Origin of the sequence: Pseudomonas sp. NFACC41-3 (assembly GCF_900109505.1) — a bacterium.
GTDB classification, from domain to species: domain Bacteria; phylum Pseudomonadota; class Gammaproteobacteria; order Pseudomonadales; family Pseudomonadaceae; genus Aquipseudomonas; species Aquipseudomonas chlororaphis.
Map to the genome: position 1 here is coordinate 1,576,189 of NZ_FOAE01000001.1, position 16,075 is coordinate 1,592,263.

The window sequence follows — 16,075 nt, forward strand, 5'->3', positions numbered from 1 at the left end:
ATCCTGTCAATCAGCACGCTTTGATCAGATTATAAAGTTTGCTCAATAAATACGGCGATTTTCCCATAAGCCTGGATAGTTCTGAGACGTCACAGAGTGTGACCATTGACAGATATGGTCACAATACTGAGAATGTGCTGCATGTCCTATTGTTCAAGTAAGGGAACCTATGCGCCGGCTCCGACCTGTCCCCATTGCCGCTTGCCTGTTGCCTCTATTCCTGACGGCGTGTGGCGACTCATCCACCGTTGAAGATCCACGCACGCAGGCCCCTCAGGTGAGGTCCTCTGCGGTGCAGGGGGCGTCCGGTGTTTCACGCTCTTTCACTGGCGTCGTGGCGGCCCGCGTCCAGGGCGACCTGGGTTTTCGGGTATCGGGCAAGATACTTGAGCGCTTGGTCGACACGGGCCAGACCGTCAAGCGGGGTCAACCGCTCATGCGTCTCGACCCAATCGACCTGGGATTGCAGGCGCGAGCGCAGCAAGAGTCGGTCATCGCCGCTCGGGCCCGAGCCAAGCAGACAGCCGATGACGAGGCGCGCTATCGCGACCTGGTCGCCGCGGGGGCTATTTCTGCATCGGCCTATGACCAGGTCAAAGCCGCAGCCGATACCGCAAAGGCGCAGCTCAGCGCCGCCGAAGCGCAGGCTGATGTAGCCCGCAATGCTTCTGGTTATGCGGTGCTGTTTGCCGATTCCGATGGCGTGGTGGTGGAGACGCTGGCCGAGCCCGGGCAAGTCGTCAGCCCGGGGCAGCCCGTGGTGCGACTGGCGCGGGCAGGGCAGCGCGAAGCCATCGTGCACCTGCCCGAGACGCTACGCCCGGCAGCGGGATCCACCGCGCAGGCGACGCTGTATGGCAACACCACGGAGGCTGTTACAGCGAAGCTGAGGTTGCTTTCAGACTCGGCCGACCGGATGACACGCACCTTCGAGGCGCGGTATGTGCTTGAGGGCGCGCTGGCCAATGCGCCGTTGGGTTCGACCGTCACCCTGCGGATCGCCGAGGGCAGCGCCAATGGACAGGTGCTGCAAGTGCCGATCGCCGCCATTCATGACCCGGGCCAAGGCACTGGCGTGTGGGTCATTGCTGGTACACCGGCGAAGGTGGCCTGGCGACCTGTCCGGGTCCTGGGCTTGAGCGATGACGCAGCGCAAGTTGCCGGCGATCTCAAGGCCGGCGAGCGGATTGTGGCCTTGGGCGCGCATCTACTGCGCGAGGGGGAGGAGGTGAGACTGGCTCAACAGGGTGACGTCAACGTTGCCGGGAGCCATCCATGAGCCAGGGGCGCTTCAATCTCTCGGCGATCGCCGTTCGCGAACGTTCGATCACGGTATTCCTGATCTTCCTGATCGCTGTTGCTGGCACCCTGGCGTTCTTCAAGCTGGGGCGGGCGGAAGATCCGCCGTTTACGGTCAAGCAGCTGACGGTCATTACCGCGTGGCCGGGCGCCACGGCGCAGGAGATGCAGGACCAGATCGCAGAGCCCCTGGAAAAACGCCTGCAGGAACTGAAATGGTACGACCGCACGGAAACCTACACGCGTCCAGGTCTCGCGTTCACGATGGTGTCGTTGCTTGACAGCACGCCGCCCTCGCAAGTGCAGGAAGAGTTCTATCAGGCGCGTAAAAAGCTCGACGACGAGGCCATCAAGCTACCGGCGGGTGTCATTGGTCCGATGGTCAACGATGAGTTCTCAGACGTGACATTTGCGCTTTTCGCCTTGAAAGCCAAAGGCGAGCCGCAGCGGCTGTTGGTGCGTGATACCGAGTCGTTGCGCCAGCGCCTGCTGCACGTGCCAGGCGTGAAGAAGGTCAACATTATCGGCGAGCAGGCCGAACGCATCTTTGTCTCCTTCTCCCATGATCGGCTGGCCACGCTGGGCGTCTCTGCCCAGGATATTTTTGCCGCGCTGAACAATCAGAACGCGCTCACGCCTGCCGGCTCGATTGAAACCGACGGGCCGCAGGTCTTCCTTCGTCTCGACGGCGCCTTCGATAAGGTGCAGAAGATTCGTGACACTCCGATTGTGGTCCAGGGGCGCACGCTCAAACTCTCTGACGTGGCAACTGTCGAACGGGGCTATGAAGATCCAGCAACTTTCCTTGTGCGTAATAACGGAGAAGAGGCTCTGTTGTTGGGCGTCGTGATGCGAGACGGCTGGAACGGCCTGGACCTGGGCAAGGCGCTGGACGCCGAGACGAGCAAAATCAATGAAGGCATGCCGCTGGGCATGACGCTGAGCAAGGTCACCGATCAGTCTGTGAACATCAGCTCGGCCGTCGACGAGTTCATGGTCAAGTTCTTCGTCGCCCTGTTGGTTGTGATGCTTGTCTGCTTTCTCAGCATGGGCTGGCATGTAGGTATTGTGGTGGCCGCCGCTGTGCCGTTGACCCTGGCCGTGGTGTTTGTGGTGATGGCGGCCACGGGCAAGAACTTTGACCGTATTACCCTCGGGTCGCTGATTCTGGCGCTTGGCCTGCTGGTGGATGACGCCATCATTGCCATCGAGATGATGGTGGTGAAAATGGAGGAGGGCTATGACCGCATCAAAGCTTCCGCGTATGCCTGGAGTCATACGGCCGCGCCGATGCTCTCCGGTACGCTGGTGACCGCCATTGGCTTTTTGCCCAACGGCTTCGCCCAGTCCACCGCCGGCGAGTACACCAGCAACATGTTCTGGATCGTGGGCATCGCCCTGATCGCCTCCTGGGTGGTCGCGGTGGCCTTTACCCCCTATCTGGGGGTGAAAATGTTGCCAGACATCAAGCCGGTCGAAGGTGGCCATGCGGCCATCTACGACACCCCTAATTACAATCGCTTTCGCCGGATTCTGACGCGGGTCATCGCCCGCAAATGGCTGGTGGCCGGCACGGTTATCGTGACCTTTGTCGTGGCAATTCTCGGTATGAGCCTGGTCAAGAAACAGTTCTTCCCCACCTCGGACCGTCCCGAGGTGCTGGTCGAAGTGCAAATGCCCTATGGAACCTCCATCGAGCAGACCAGTGCCACTGCCGCAAAGGTCGAGGCCTGGCTGCACAAGCAGGATGAAGCAAAAATTGTCACGGCCTATATCGGGCAAGGCGCGCCGCGCTTCTACCTGGCGATGGCGCCGGAGCTCCCCGATCCCTCGTTCGCCAAGATCGTGGTGTTGACGGACAGCCAGGAGGCGCGCGAGGCCCTCAAGTTCCGTCTGCGCGAGGCCATTGCTGAAGGGCTTGCCCCGCAAGCGCGGGTCAGGGTTACGCAGTTGGTGTTTGGTCCGTATTCGCCATTCCCCGTGGCCTACAGGGTAATGGGGCCTGACCCGATGAAGCTGCGCGAGATTGCCGGCCGGGTACAAGAGGTCATGCAAGCGAGCCCGATGATGAGGACGGTCAACCGCGACTGGGGACCACTGACGCCGACGCTGCATTTCAGCCTGGATCAGGATCGTTTGCAGGCGGTTGGCCTGACATCCAATGCAGTCGCCCAGCAGTTGCAGTTCCTGCTGGCCGGGGTGCCGATCACGGCGGTTCGTGAAGATATTCGTTCAGTGCAGGTGGTGGGGCGCGCCGCGGGTGACATCCGGCTCGACCCCGCCCGGATTGAAGGCTTCACATTGGTGGGAGCGGCGGGTCAGCGTATCCCTCTGTCCCAGGTTGGAGAGGTGGATGTGCGCATGGAGGATCCGATCCTTCGGCGTCGTGACCGCACCCCGACCATTACCGTGCGCGGCGACATTGCCGAAGGCTTGCAGCCACCGGACGTCTCGAGCGTGATCATGAAGGAGCTGCAGCCGGTCATCGACACCTTGCCTGCCGGGTATCGTATCGAGCAGGCGGGGGCCATCGAGGAGTCGGGCAAGGCTGGCCAGGCGATCTTGCCGCTGCTCCCTATCATGATTGCTGTCACGCTGCTGATCATCATCCTGCAGGTACGCTCGGTCTCGGCGATGATCATGGTGTTTCTCACCGCGCCGCTGGGATTGATTGGCGTGGTGCCGACATTGCTGATCTTCCAGCAACCGTTCGGAATCAACGCCCTGGTCGGCCTGATCGCACTTTCAGGCATCCTGATGCGTAATACGCTGATTCTGATCGGGCAAATCCATCACAACGCACAAGAAGGACTGGATCCGCTCCACGCAGTGATCGAAGCCACGGTGCAGCGTGCCCGCCCGGTATTGCTGACAGCGTTGGCAGCCATCCTGGCGTTCATCCCTCTGACGCACTCCGTCTTCTGGGGGACCCTGGCCTACACACTGATCGGCGGTACATTTGTCGGCACCATCATGACGCTGGTGTTCCTGCCGGCGATGTACTCCATCTGGTTCAAGATCATTCCTGTCAAGCAGAGGCAAGCCGAAACAGCGGAACTGATGTAGCAGGCGAACCCGCTAGAAGAGAGGACGCCATCGCCGTCCTCTCGTGGTTTCGAGCGTGGCCCGACCGCAAGGCAACGCCAGCATTGATAAGGGGAGGGTGGTGCAGCAGCTAGTTTTAGAAAAGTGGCATGGCACGGATCACCATTGACATCTTTCTTCACCCACTGGATGAATTTGATAAAGGGCGGATCAAAGCTATATTCACCAAGGACAGTGATCTTAATTATTTCCAAATACGTGTTAAATACCCGGGCAGGAGCCAAGAGACATGACAGGGGAAGATCTGATTAGAGCTATAAACAACAACCCAACACTCATGGAATTGAAGAATTGTCCTGGTGTGCCAGCTCAAATGAGCTGCGCTGTTTACGGGAAGGTGCAAGATGATGTTGGAAATGATGTCATTGAAAATAATGCGAGCATGAAGTACCAAATCGAACAGGCACTTTTATTTCGTGGTGATCACTCGCAGACAGCTGTTTGGCACTTTCTTATTACGGGGTCAGCGGTTCATCACTTTGTCGTTATCCCTTGGTACAAGCAGTCAGTCGGGACAGTGTATACGGTCTTTATGGCTTACGAGCATAAAAAGGGCGACGAGTATGGCTACTCGGTGGATAAGTATGTCAAACATATCAATCCAGCCCCTGGCGAGATTAAAGGCTACAAGACAGTTTGGACGGCAAACGACCTAAGCACCATGCTCTCTGACTTGCTAACTAAGAGTAACGCCTGGGAAGAATATTTCGGTAATGTTGGACCCGCTCAGGCAGATGCAATCCGCTACTATCAATACAAAACAACAGCACTAAGCTCTGCAGTTTCCAACGTGAATCAATATAAAGAGCTCTGTCGGTAGGCTACTTGACCATCTTGGCGACTTGGCCTGCGGTTACCCAAAGCCCACCTTCAGTACTTCGATGTGCAGGTGGGCCTCGGCCAGCAATTTCTTGAGTTTGGTATTCTCCGGCTCGATCTTTAGGCTCTGGTGCGCGCTCACCACGCAAGCCACGCACCAGGCCCGTCAATAATTACCACTGACCGCTTATGAGACAGCCGACGATTTCCCAACCGCTGTGTAAGGGCTCCTAGCCATCTGCGGTGGCCATTCAAAGGAGTATGCAATGGGTCATTTTCCAAGCTGGATGCTTCAAAGCGCTCATAATTACCTGAAAGCTTCTGAGGTTCTGGACGCGCAGGCAAAACCAGCCGTAAAACGGCGGATAAGCACGATCTGTTGACGCTGTTCCATGCGATGCCCGAAGCGATTCGTAGCAGCTTGTCCCTGGACAGCCAGGAAGATTCCTTCGAGAGATACCGCGACGTGTTCACCAACAGCCGGTATCCGTATGAGTCGGACAGCTGGAAATTTTCCGACCCGGTGCTGATGAGGTTGCTGCGGTGGACGCTGGCCAATGTGGTTGGCTATTACAAGGCGCAAGGTTCTCAGGATCCGTTCGTCCTGGATTACATCGTTGAGGTGCAGGCACAAGCTGCGGCAGAGTGAATCGAGGCCTGGGCCTGGCTTCAAATCTGAACACCAGAGCCCCCCAGTCCTGCATATTATGATTCGCATAATGTATATTATGTTAAATCATGTATGTTCTGTTTGGTTGCTCCATCCTTCGGGCATCAGATCTGGATCAAAAAACAGATCGGCCTCATTTCCTCGTCAACCGACATCTCTATTTGCAACAACCGCCGGCAGCTACGCTGAAGGCGGTTGGCCGGACGCGTTCAAGTATTAAAACCAGGTTTCCATTTGTATCCCGTATTGCCACACTCCTCCGGCGTTGAAGTCCGTCTTGCCGAAGTTGTCTGTGGAACTGTATCTGTCCAGATCCGAAGACCAATTCATGAAGCTTGCGAACACTCGCAATTCGGGACGTGTGAGAAGATCTCCAACGTCAGGCTTGAATGTCGGTGCGACTGTGAATTTCCAGAAGTTACCGTCGACCGCATTGCGCTGCAGGTAGCCCTTGGGGTCGAGATCCATGGTTTGCCAGCTCATTTCGTAGGCCATCTCGAAATTGCTGTTGATTGCATTGGCCAAACGCATGTTCAGGGTCATCCAGCGGTAATTGTCACCCTTGACGTATCTATCCTTGCTTTGTTCGGCCAACAAACTTGGGCCGATGCGCCAACCAGGCGCAATGGGAGTCTCGCCGTAAAGTGCCAGACGCAGAGCGCGGGCATCGTCAATCAGCTCACCATCCGAGCCGACATTCTTGACCTCTGCCCCCAGTCCTTGCCCGTAGAGCAGCGCCGTCTTGAAGAAGCCTTCCCTGCCGAAAAAGTTTTTCTGATGATTGGCGATCATGCTGTGCAAGCCGGAGTCCGCAGGCGTCAGCCCTGCTTCATTGCTGCGAGTGCCAATATCATTTTTCTTTGAGCCAATGGCGTTGAACATCCACTGCCACTGACCACCGTCGAAGAACTGGTTCGAGGTCAGGATGTAGCTTTCCACATCGGCGTTGATACCGCCCTCACTGAAATCCCCGTAGTTACGCCCGATCAAAGAGTAATTCGAGCGCCAGTTCTTGTTCATCTGCACATCGTAGATACCACCTCCGGTGCCGGCCAGATAGACCACGTCGGAGTCCAGCCAATGGATATCGAAGTTATCCCTGTCGAATCGTTTGCCTGCCCACAAGGTGGAGTTCTCGAACACTGAGTTGCCTTTGAAGGCGGCGAGATGATCGAGTTCGGCAAAGACCTGACGCACGTTCAGGTTGCTCTCGTCGGCCGTCCAGTCATTGGAGCTTTCCACACCATCGGCGATGGACACCGTGAATTTGGAACGGGTGCCATTCTGCGCATAGGTTTCTTTCGACAGGTCTATGCGCATGTAGGTGTCGTCTTCGTTGCCGAGTCGCCCGACTGCACCACCGACTGAACCGGCTGGGGTTGCATAAGGGCCGCCACGACCACCCCCCAGCCCATCGTTGATCAGCAATCCGGAACGGGCATAACCCTTGAAGCTGAAGCCGTCCGTGAGGTGGCCGCTGCTGCCCTGCTTTTCCATGCTTTGCTGGCGGGCTTCGAGTTTTGCTAATCGGGTGTCCAAAGCAGGCACCGAAATGGCTGCGGCAGTAGACGCAGCGGGCTGCAAGGCGGGAGCGGCGAGTTTGATTTGCTGCAATTCCCTGGCAAGTGCCTGGGTCTGCTGTTCGGCTGCGGCTGCACGCTTTTCCGCTGCGCTGGCACGGGCTTCAAACGCGGCCATGCGTTCTTCCAGAGTCGCGGCCTGAGACGTCGTCGCCGATGTGCCGAGCACGCCTGCAAGTAGCCAGCTTGTTGCTTTCTGCATGTGGAATCCCTGTTTTGTTTTTATTGTTTGTCCCGCGACGGAGCCTTTTTTACGTGAGTTGCGAGTTGTCGCAATCGACGAAAAAAGGGATGCCTCATCGCAAATACGCTGCTACATTTGGCGATGTTAACGTTAACTTTTCTAAAAACAAAAATAAAGGTGCTCAATGAAACAGCTGAAATCTCTCCTGCCAACCGCGGTAATCACCCTCTGTGCCGGACTTGCATCCGTCTCCAACGCAGCCGATCTGACGATCTCGTGCGGTGCGGTGGGTGCGGAGTTACAACTGTGCAAGGAGGCCGTCGAGACATGGTCGAAGCAGACCGGCAACAACGTCGAGGTGGTTTCCACGCCTAACTCGGCGACCGAGCGGTTGTCGTTCTACCAGCAGATCCTCAGCTCGCAGTCCACTGACATCGACATCATTCAGATCGATATGGTGTGGCCGGGAATGCTGGCCAAACACCTGATGGATCTGCGTGAGGTGCTTCCAGCCAACGCGACCCAAGGCTACTTCCAGGCACAGGTCGATAACGCCACGGTAAACGGACGGCTGGTGACGATGCCGTGGTTCACCGACTCGGGCCTGCTGTATTACCGCAAAGACTTGCTCGAGAAGTACAACAAGCAGGTTCCCCAAACGTGGGAGGAAATGACCGCTACCGCCAGGGATGTTCAACAGGCCGAGCGCACTGCCGGAAATCCCAATGCGTGGGGTTACATCTTTCAGGGGCGCGCCTACGAGGGGCTGACGTGTAATGCGCTGGAGTGGATCAGCAGCCAACCGGAAGGCGGACTGGTCAATCCACGAGGCGACATCGTGGTCAACAGTCAGGCCTCAAAAGCGGCTTTGGCCCTGGCGAAAAGCTGGGTGGGAGACATCTCCCCGCGTGGCGTACTCAATTACACCGAGGAAGAAGGACGTGGGGTATTCCAATCGGGCAATGCGCTGTTCATGCGTAACTGGCCTTACGTCTGGGCCCTGGTGCAAAGCCAGGACAGTGCCGTAAAAGACAAGGTCGGGGTCGCCCCCCTGCCCCGCGGCGGCGAGGCCGGCAGCCATGCATCCACCCTCGGAGGCTGGGGCCTGGCGGTATCGCGCTACAGCGCCCATCCAAAACTGGCCGCAGAGCTGGTGAGCTACCTGACCAGTGCCCAACAGCAAAAACATCGTGCCCTGATAGGCGCCTATAACCCGGTTATCGAGTCGCTGTATCAGGATCCCGAATTGCTCGCGGCCATGCCTTATTACGCTCAGCTGCACAGCATCCTCAACGATGGGGTCATGCGCCCCGCCTCTATCACTGCCGATCGATATCCACGGGTCTCCAATGCGTTCTTCGATCGAGTGCATGGCGTGCTGGCGGGCGAGTTGTCTGTCGATCAGGCGCTGGCCGAACTGGAAAGCGAACTCACACGCATCAAACGTCGGAACTGGTAAGCCACAAGGAAGGAAATCACCATGTCTGTCTCTACTACCCATGCCTCCTGTGACGAGCGCCTGCTCACCAGGGAAACGCCCATACAGCGTCGCCGAGTACGCGCCGCCTGGCTGTTTCTGACACCGATGTTGCTGTGTCTGACCCTGGTGGCGGCCTGGCCGCTACTGCGCACATTCTGGTTCAGCCTGACCGACGCCAACCTGGCGGACACCAGTGGCGGTTCCTTCGTAGGCTTGAGCAATTATCTGTTCCACGACGGTTCCAACTGGTCGGGCATCCTGGTCGATCCACAATGGTGGAACGCTGTGCGCAACACGTTGTATTTCACTGTGGTGTCGGTAGGACTGGAAATCGTCCTTGGGCTGTTGGTGGCGTTGCTGTTGAACATCAAGTTCACCGGCCGTTCCCTGGTGCGTGCGTTGATTCTGATTCCCTGGGCGATTCCGACCATTGTCTCGGCGAAGATATGGTCATGGATGCTGAACGACCAGTTCGGCATCATCAATCACCTGATGCTGAGCCTCGGCCTGATTGACGCTCCTCTGGCCTGGACGGCAGATGCGGATCTGTCGATGTGGGCAGTGATCATCGTCGACGTGTGGAAGACCGTCCCTTTTGTCACGCTGCTGATGCTGGCGGCCTTGCAGATGTTGCCGAGCGATTGCTACGAAGCCGCCAGGGTCGATGGCATTCATCCGCTGAACGTGTTCTGGCGCGTCACGCTTCCCCTGTTGATGCCTGCATTGCTGGTGGCGGCGATCTTTCGCATCCTCGACTCGCTGCGGGTATTCGACGTGATTTATGTGCTGACCTCGAACTCGTCGAGCACCATGAGCATGTCGGTGTATGCCCGCCAGCACCTGGTGGAATTCCAGGATGTTGGCTACGGCAGCGCGGCCTCGACGCTGCTGTTTCTGCTCGTTGCAGTAATCGCCATGCTTTATCTCTACCTCGGACGCCGTCAAATGGAGGTTCGATCATGAGCCCGCGCCTACTGAAAAAAGCGCTATTGCGCCTCGGATTCTGGTGCCTGATCGGGGTTTTGCTGCTGTATGCGGTCTTCCCTTTCTACTACGCCATCGTGACTTCGCTAAAGCCGTCCAGCGCCTTGTTCGAGGTGAGCTACTGGATCGAAAACCCCGACTTCTCCAATTACGCGGCGGTACTTCACCAAGCCTCATTCCTGCGGGCAATTGGTAATTCGCTGGTGGTTGCGCTGTGCGTGGTGACGCTGGCGCTGTTCCTCAGCCTGACCGCTGCCTATGCCTTGGGCCGGGTGAAATTCCGCGGGCGTGGCACGGTATTGATGATGGTTCTCGGCGTGTCGATGTTTCCCCAGGTCGCGGTGCTGTCGGGGCTGTTCGAAGTGATCCGCGCCCTGGGCCTGTACAACACGTCCTGGGCATTGATCCTGAGCTACACGATTTTCACCCTGCCCTTCACCGTCTGGGTGCTGACCACCTTCATGGGCCACCTGCCCCATGAACTGGAAGAAGCGGCAATCATGGATGGCGCTTCGCCCTGGGTCACGCTGACCCGAGTGCTGTTGCCCCTGCTCTGGCCCGCCCTGGTCACCACCGGTTTATTGGCCTTTATCGCAGCGTGGAACGAGTTCCTGTTTGCCCTGACCTTCACCCTCACCGACACCCAACGCACGGTGCCGGTCGCCATTGCCTTGATTTCCGGCGGCAGCCCCCATGAGCTGCCTTGGGGGCTGTTAATGGCCGCCTCGGTGCTGGTCACCGTCCCACTGGTGATTCTGGTGCTGATCTTCCAGCGCCGAATCGTTTCCGGTCTCACTGCCGGCGCGTTAAAGGGTTGATGCCCAACAAATACAAGGAACAGCATCGTGATCAAATTGAAACTGGACAACGTGAACAAACAACTGGGCGGCGTGCGGATTCTTCGCGACATCAACCTGGAGATCGCTGCGGGTGAATTCGTGGTGTTCGTCGGCCCTTCGGGCTGCGGAAAGTCGACCCTGCTGCGACTGATCGCCGGACTGGATTCGATCTGCGCCGGCGACCTGCTGATCGACGGGCGACGGGTCAACGACCTGGAGCCGCGCGAACGTGGCGTCGGCATGGTGTTTCAGTCTTATGCGCTGTACCCGCACATGAGCGTCTACGACAACATCAGCTTTGGTCTCAAACTGGCCAAGACCGAAAAGACCAGCCTGCGCGAGCGCGTGCTGAAAACTGCGCAGATCCTGCAATTGGACAACCTGCTGCAACGCAAGCCAAAGGAACTGTCTGGCGGCCAGCGTCAGCGTGTGGCGATGGGCAGAGCCATGGCGCGGGAACCGGACATTTTGTTGTTCGATGAGCCGCTCTCCAACCTGGATGCTTCCTTGCGGGTGCAGATGCGCAACGAAATCGCCCGGCTGCATGACCGACTGGGCTCGACCATGATCTACGTCACCCATGATCAGGTGGAAGCGATGACCCTGGCCGACAAAATTGTCGTGCTCAATGGCGGTCGCGTAGAGCAGGTCGGTTCACCGCGCGAGCTCTATGAGCGCCCGGCCAGCCGCTTTGTCGCCGGTTTTCTCGGTTCGCCCAGAATGAATTTTCTACCGGCGCGCCTGCATGCTCCGGGCGAAACCAGCCTGGTCGATACGCCCGTTCTGGGTATGACCGCCCTGCCCTTCGACAGCTCGGATCTGGCGGCGGGCACGCTGCTGAGCCTGGGGATTCGCCCGGAGCACGTATCGCTCAAAGCGGCGGAAGAAACCGTCGGCATCGTGGTGACGGGGGTCGAGTACCTGGGCAGCGAAACGTATGTGCACCTCGAAACAGGTCAGGACGAGCCTCTGATTTGTCGTTGCGAGGTCAACGCCGGATGGCAGGCAGGCGATCGGGTCGAACTGCAACTGGACACCGACCACCTGCACCTGTTCGACGCCGACGGCACGGCCTTGAAGCGCCACCCACAAGCCATTGAAAACCTGCCGAATGACATTTCTCTGCGCTCAGTCCGAGCACGCGCCCTATGACTTTGTCTTTGAATACCATGAGCGACCTGATGTCTTCTTCCCTTGACCTTGCGCAACGTGCACTGAGTGACGGCGTGTCTCGCGTCATCCACGATTATCGCCCCGGCTATCATATTGCTCCGCCGGCAGGCTGGATGAACGACCCTAACGGGGTCGTGTACTTTCGTGGCGAATATCACGTGTTCTATCAGCATTACCCCTTCGACGCGAAATGGGGCCCGATGTATTGGGGCCACGCCAAGAGTGCCGATCTGGTTCATTGGCAGCACCTGCCCATTGCACTGGCACCCGGCGATGACTTCGACCGTGACGGTTGTTTTTCCGGTAGCGCCGTGGTGTGTGGCGATACCCTGGCCCTGATCTACACCGGGCACACCTGGCTGGGGGAAGTGGGTGACGAGCGCTTCATCCGTCAAGTCCAGTGCCTGGCAACCAGTAGCGATGGCATCCATTTCGTCAAACATGGCGCCGTCATCGACACCGCACCGTACAACACCATCATGCACTTCCGCGACCCCAAGGTATGGCAGGAGGATGACTATTGGTACCTGATTGCCGGCGCACGTCTGGGCGATGTGCCGCTGCTGCCGTTGTACCGCTCCACGGATCTGCACGTCTGGGAGTTCCTTGACTCTGTGTCCGGCGGTAGCGAGGGCGATGGCTATATGTGGGAGTGCCCGGATCTGTTTCGACTGAATGGACGCGATGTACTGCTGTACTCGCCCCAAGGCATGCAAGCCGAAGGTTACGAGCGCCTCAACAAGTACCAGACGGGTTATCGAGTGGGCCGACTCGATAGCCAATGGCACTTCACGGGAGGGCCTTTTATCGAGCTGGATAACGGCCATGATTTCTATGCTGCGCAAACACTACTGGCCGCTGATGGTCGGCGCCTTGTGTGGGCGTGGCTCGACATGTGGGAAAGCCCGATGCCGAGCCAGGACCATCACTGGTGCGGCATGCTCGGTTTACCGCGCGAACTTGAACTGTGCGCCGATCGCCTTTGCGTGTATCCGGCACGGGAGCTCACCGCCCTACGCAAGGCGCCATTGCCGAATACGCCCTGGTGGGATGAGACGGGGTCCCGGTGGGTGCCGGACGTGAAAGGCGATATGCTCGAAATCCATGTGCATCTGGACTTGCTCGGCTGCACCGACGGCCACCTGGGAATTGCCTTGCGCTGCAGCGACGATGGCCGTGAAGAAACCCTGCTCTACTACGATGCATCACTGCATCGCCTGGTGCTTGACCGCAGCCGCTCGGGTGCGCAAGTCACAGGCCAGCGCAGCGTATCGATAGACCCGACACAAGTGCGACTTGAACTGCGCGTGTTCCTCGATCGCTCCTCCATCGAGGTATTCGACGAAAACGGGCGCTTCAGCCTCAGCAGTCGCCTCTATCCGCGGCCCGACAGTCTGGGCGTGAAGCTTCTGGCTAGCGGGAGTGGCGGGCGTGTCTCGATTCCCAAAGCGTGGTCTCTCGGTTCTGGATGGCTATGAGGCACCGTCATTCGGGTCGCGAGAAGTCCGGGCCATGTGTCATGATTCGGCGTCAACCTGACCGATTTCGCCTCACATGACTTCAGTGAAAGACGTTGCACAGCTGGCCGGCGTGTCCCTGATGACGGTTTCTCGAGCGCTCAACACTCCGGAAAAACTGAGCGCCGAAACCCTTCTGCGGGTGCGTCGCGCCATTGATGAACTGCAATTCGTACCGAGCCTGTCAGCGCGCAAGATGCGCGGCGACAACCTCCAGTCGCGAACCATCGGTGTGTTCGCGCTGGACACTGCGACCACACCATTCGCGGTCGAGCTGCTGCTGTCCATCGAACAAACCGCGCAGCAAGCCGGCTGGAATGTCTTTATCCTCAACCTGCTAAACAACCCGCCCACTGACCAGAACATCGACCTGATGCTGTCGCACCGTCCCGACGGCTTGATCTTCAGCGCCATGGGGTTTCGCCAGGTGTGCATTCCCGAGCGGTTGAAGAGCAAACCCCTGGTGCTCGCCAATTGCCTGACCGATGACAGTCACCTGGTGAGTTATGTGCCAGACGACGAAAAGGGGCAGTATCGAGCCGTACATCACGCGTTAAGCCAAGGCTATCGGCGCCCGCTGTGCATCAATCTGCCAAAACAGAGCCTGGCCTGGGGCTTGCGACAAAAAGGCCTGCAACGTGCCTGTCAGGAATTCGGCCTGGCGCCTGGCGCACTCCTGCAATACGACCTTTCCGATCATGACGCCTATGGGGAAACCGCAGCCATCCTCGACCGGCATATCATCGAAGGTCGCCCCCAATTCGACATTCTGATCTGTGGCAATGACCGTATTGCCTTTTGTGCCTATCAGCTGTTGTTGGGCCGTGGCCTGAAGATTCCCGCCGATGTCGCTGTGCTCGGCTATGACAACATGATCGGCATCGCCGAACTGTTCATCCCGCCGCTGACCACCGTGCAACTGCCGTATTACGAGATCGGTCGCAATGCTGCCCGGCACCTGATCCAGGCCCTCGAGGTATCGGGAGCCCAGCCAGTTGATTGTCCGTTGGTGGTCAGGGCATCACTATAAGAATTAGTTAATTCGGTGAAGCAGTTAGCGTACCCTCCCCCTGACCTTTTTCAGTTCTTCATGAACATACATCTGTGAACATGAGGTTCCCTACAACCGCCAAAACCCCTAGCAATGATTGGAAGTTTCGGTCACTCATGAACAGTAAACATCGCCCACTTTGTTAAACCAGATGCTATGTCAGAAATGTTCATGAGGTTCATGGAGATGCGGCGCCGTTACCCATTCTCGTCACTGAAACGGCACCTTTCCCGCAGGTCGATTCGCGTACCCGGGACCAGAACCTGCGGTTGCTCAAGCAGTTCCTGTCCTGGTGTGTTACTCGTTACATCCCGCGCGCCCGTCAGAAGGTACGGAAGCGCGGCCCCGTCCTTTGGGGGATCTTCGCGTCTGATGGACGAACACTGAGCTAAAGGCGCAATTACAGGTGGAAATCACCCGCGGCCTCCGGCTGGTAAAGCACTTTCCTGATCTCAATCCGGCGGGTCCGATCAGAAATTCGCCAGTCGATGGCGTCCCCCTCCTGATAGCCCAGGATGGCAGCGCCGATGTCGGAACACACGGAATGCTTCCCGGCGCTGCTGTCCGCGTCGTCAGGGTAGACCAAGGCCACTTCGATCTCTTCGTCGTCCAACTGCAGCAAGGCCCTGGAGTTCATCGTGACGACATTGCGCGCCACCTGCTGCGGCTTGACGACAATGGCTCGCTCAAGCTCATGTTCGAGTTCAACAACGGCCGGGCCTTGCTCAAGCGCGATCAGACTCTCGAGCCTGGCCTTGTCGATTTCAGTGATGTAGATCCCCGTGGAGTCGCCAACGGCACCTTCGCGCAAGAACTGGAGATAGCGCCCCGCCGTCATGGAAAACGACTTCAATGCCGGTGTTTCGCTCTCAAGCAGAAAGCCGCTGCGCAGAAAGGCTTTCAGCGAGCGCGCGTTGTCCGGGTGGATCTTGGCGATGAGCTTTTCGGCCCGCATGTCGAGGAAGGCCAGTTTCATGCCTTCGCGGATCGTGCGGGCGCCAAGGTTTCGGCCCCATTTGTCGCTGTCTCCGATGACCAGGACTATTTCGCAATTCGAGCCGGTCTTGATGAGACGGACAAAGCCCACCGGGGCGTCATGCCGGTCATAGGCCATGAAGAATCGGCCACCCCGGTTGAATAGATGGGTCAGGATCGGTAATTGAGTCCGATCAATGACTTGCTCGATGGAGCGGGAAACGTCACGTGAATCGCTCAGATAGCAAGTGACGCGCTCATCCTCCAACCAATCCTTCAACGTCAGCGCATGTGCCCGAGTAATTTCAGGGCACAGCGAAATGAAAGGCTTGTTCATCTTCACCACACTTATTTGTAAAGGATGAAAGCCCTTCATGGCTGTGGCCATGACGGTTCTTT

The 16,075-nt window shown here is 58.0% G+C and carries 12 protein-coding genes; 10 read left to right on the plus strand and 2 right to left on the minus strand.

Annotated features, from left to right (window positions below):
- Positions 1-169: 169 nt before the first annotated feature.
- The 4 genes from BMY68_RS07140 (at position 170) to BMY68_RS07155 (ending at position 5,872) form a co-directional block, all read left to right on the plus strand.
- Positions 170-1,279 (plus strand): efflux RND transporter periplasmic adaptor subunit, encoded by a 1,110-nt coding sequence (locus BMY68_RS07140; RefSeq protein ID WP_085530847.1) that lies wholly within the window; start codon positions 170-172, stop codon positions 1,277-1,279.
- Positions 1,276-4,365 carry an efflux RND transporter permease subunit gene (locus BMY68_RS07145; protein WP_085530846.1) on the plus strand — a complete coding sequence of 1,030 codons (3,090 nt, stop codon included), beginning with the start codon at positions 1,276-1,278 and terminating at the stop codon, positions 4,363-4,365. Before BMY68_RS07140 ends, BMY68_RS07145 begins: the two co-directional genes overlap by 4 nt.
- 268 nt (positions 4,366-4,633) lie before the next feature.
- A complete protein-coding gene (locus BMY68_RS07150) occupies positions 4,634-5,224 on the plus strand; it encodes a hypothetical protein (RefSeq protein ID WP_037004713.1) in 591 nt (196 codons plus the stop codon).
- Positions 5,225-5,602: 378 nt separating this feature from the next.
- Entirely contained in the window at positions 5,603-5,872 is a 270-nt protein-coding gene (locus BMY68_RS07155; RefSeq protein WP_239694071.1) for a hypothetical protein, read from the plus strand.
- Between the two features lie 237 nt (positions 5,873-6,109).
- Here BMY68_RS07155 and BMY68_RS07160 read toward each other — a convergent pair whose 3' ends face one another.
- Complete coding sequence (locus tag BMY68_RS07160) at positions 6,110-7,675, minus strand: carbohydrate porin (RefSeq protein ID WP_085530845.1); 1,566 nt, start codon at positions 7,673-7,675, stop codon at positions 6,110-6,112.
- Positions 7,676-7,841: 166 nt separating this feature from the next.
- Here BMY68_RS07160 and BMY68_RS07165 point away from each other — a divergent pair, with 166 nt between their 5' ends.
- From BMY68_RS07165 to BMY68_RS07190, 6 genes are all read left to right on the plus strand, one after another.
- Positions 7,842-9,116: an ABC transporter substrate-binding protein gene (locus BMY68_RS07165; RefSeq protein WP_062825892.1), complete on the plus strand. Its 1,275-nt coding sequence runs from the start codon at positions 7,842-7,844 to the stop codon at positions 9,114-9,116.
- 21 nt (positions 9,117-9,137) lie between these two features.
- Positions 9,138-10,100, plus strand: a complete 963-nt coding sequence (locus BMY68_RS07170; protein WP_085530844.1) for a carbohydrate ABC transporter permease — start codon at positions 9,138-9,140, stop codon at positions 10,098-10,100.
- The gene (locus BMY68_RS07175) at positions 10,097-10,939 is read left to right on the plus strand and encodes a carbohydrate ABC transporter permease (protein ID WP_085530843.1); all 843 of its coding nucleotides are present in this window, start codon (positions 10,097-10,099) and stop codon (positions 10,937-10,939) included. Before BMY68_RS07170 ends, BMY68_RS07175 begins: the two co-directional genes overlap by 4 nt.
- A 27-nt stretch (positions 10,940-10,966) precedes the next feature.
- On the plus strand, positions 10,967-12,112 hold the full coding sequence (gene ugpC, locus BMY68_RS07180) for an ABC transporter ATP-binding protein (RefSeq protein ID WP_085530842.1): 1,146 nt from the start codon (positions 10,967-10,969) through the stop codon (positions 12,110-12,112).
- A complete protein-coding gene (locus BMY68_RS07185) occupies positions 12,109-13,611 on the plus strand; it encodes a glycoside hydrolase family 32 protein (protein WP_085530841.1) in 1,503 nt (500 codons plus the stop codon). Before ugpC ends, BMY68_RS07185 begins: the two co-directional genes overlap by 4 nt.
- A 76-nt stretch (positions 13,612-13,687) precedes the next feature.
- The gene (locus BMY68_RS07190) at positions 13,688-14,680 is read left to right on the plus strand and encodes a LacI family DNA-binding transcriptional regulator (RefSeq protein WP_085530840.1); all 993 of its coding nucleotides are present in this window, start codon (positions 13,688-13,690) and stop codon (positions 14,678-14,680) included.
- Positions 14,681-15,101: 421 nt separating this feature from the next.
- Here BMY68_RS07190 and BMY68_RS07195 read toward each other — a convergent pair whose 3' ends face one another.
- Positions 15,102-16,064 (minus strand): bifunctional GNAT family N-acetyltransferase/nucleoside diphosphate kinase regulator, encoded by a 963-nt coding sequence (locus BMY68_RS07195; RefSeq protein WP_085530839.1) that lies wholly within the window; start codon positions 16,062-16,064, stop codon positions 15,102-15,104.
- Between the last annotated feature and the right edge of the window lie 11 nt (positions 16,065-16,075).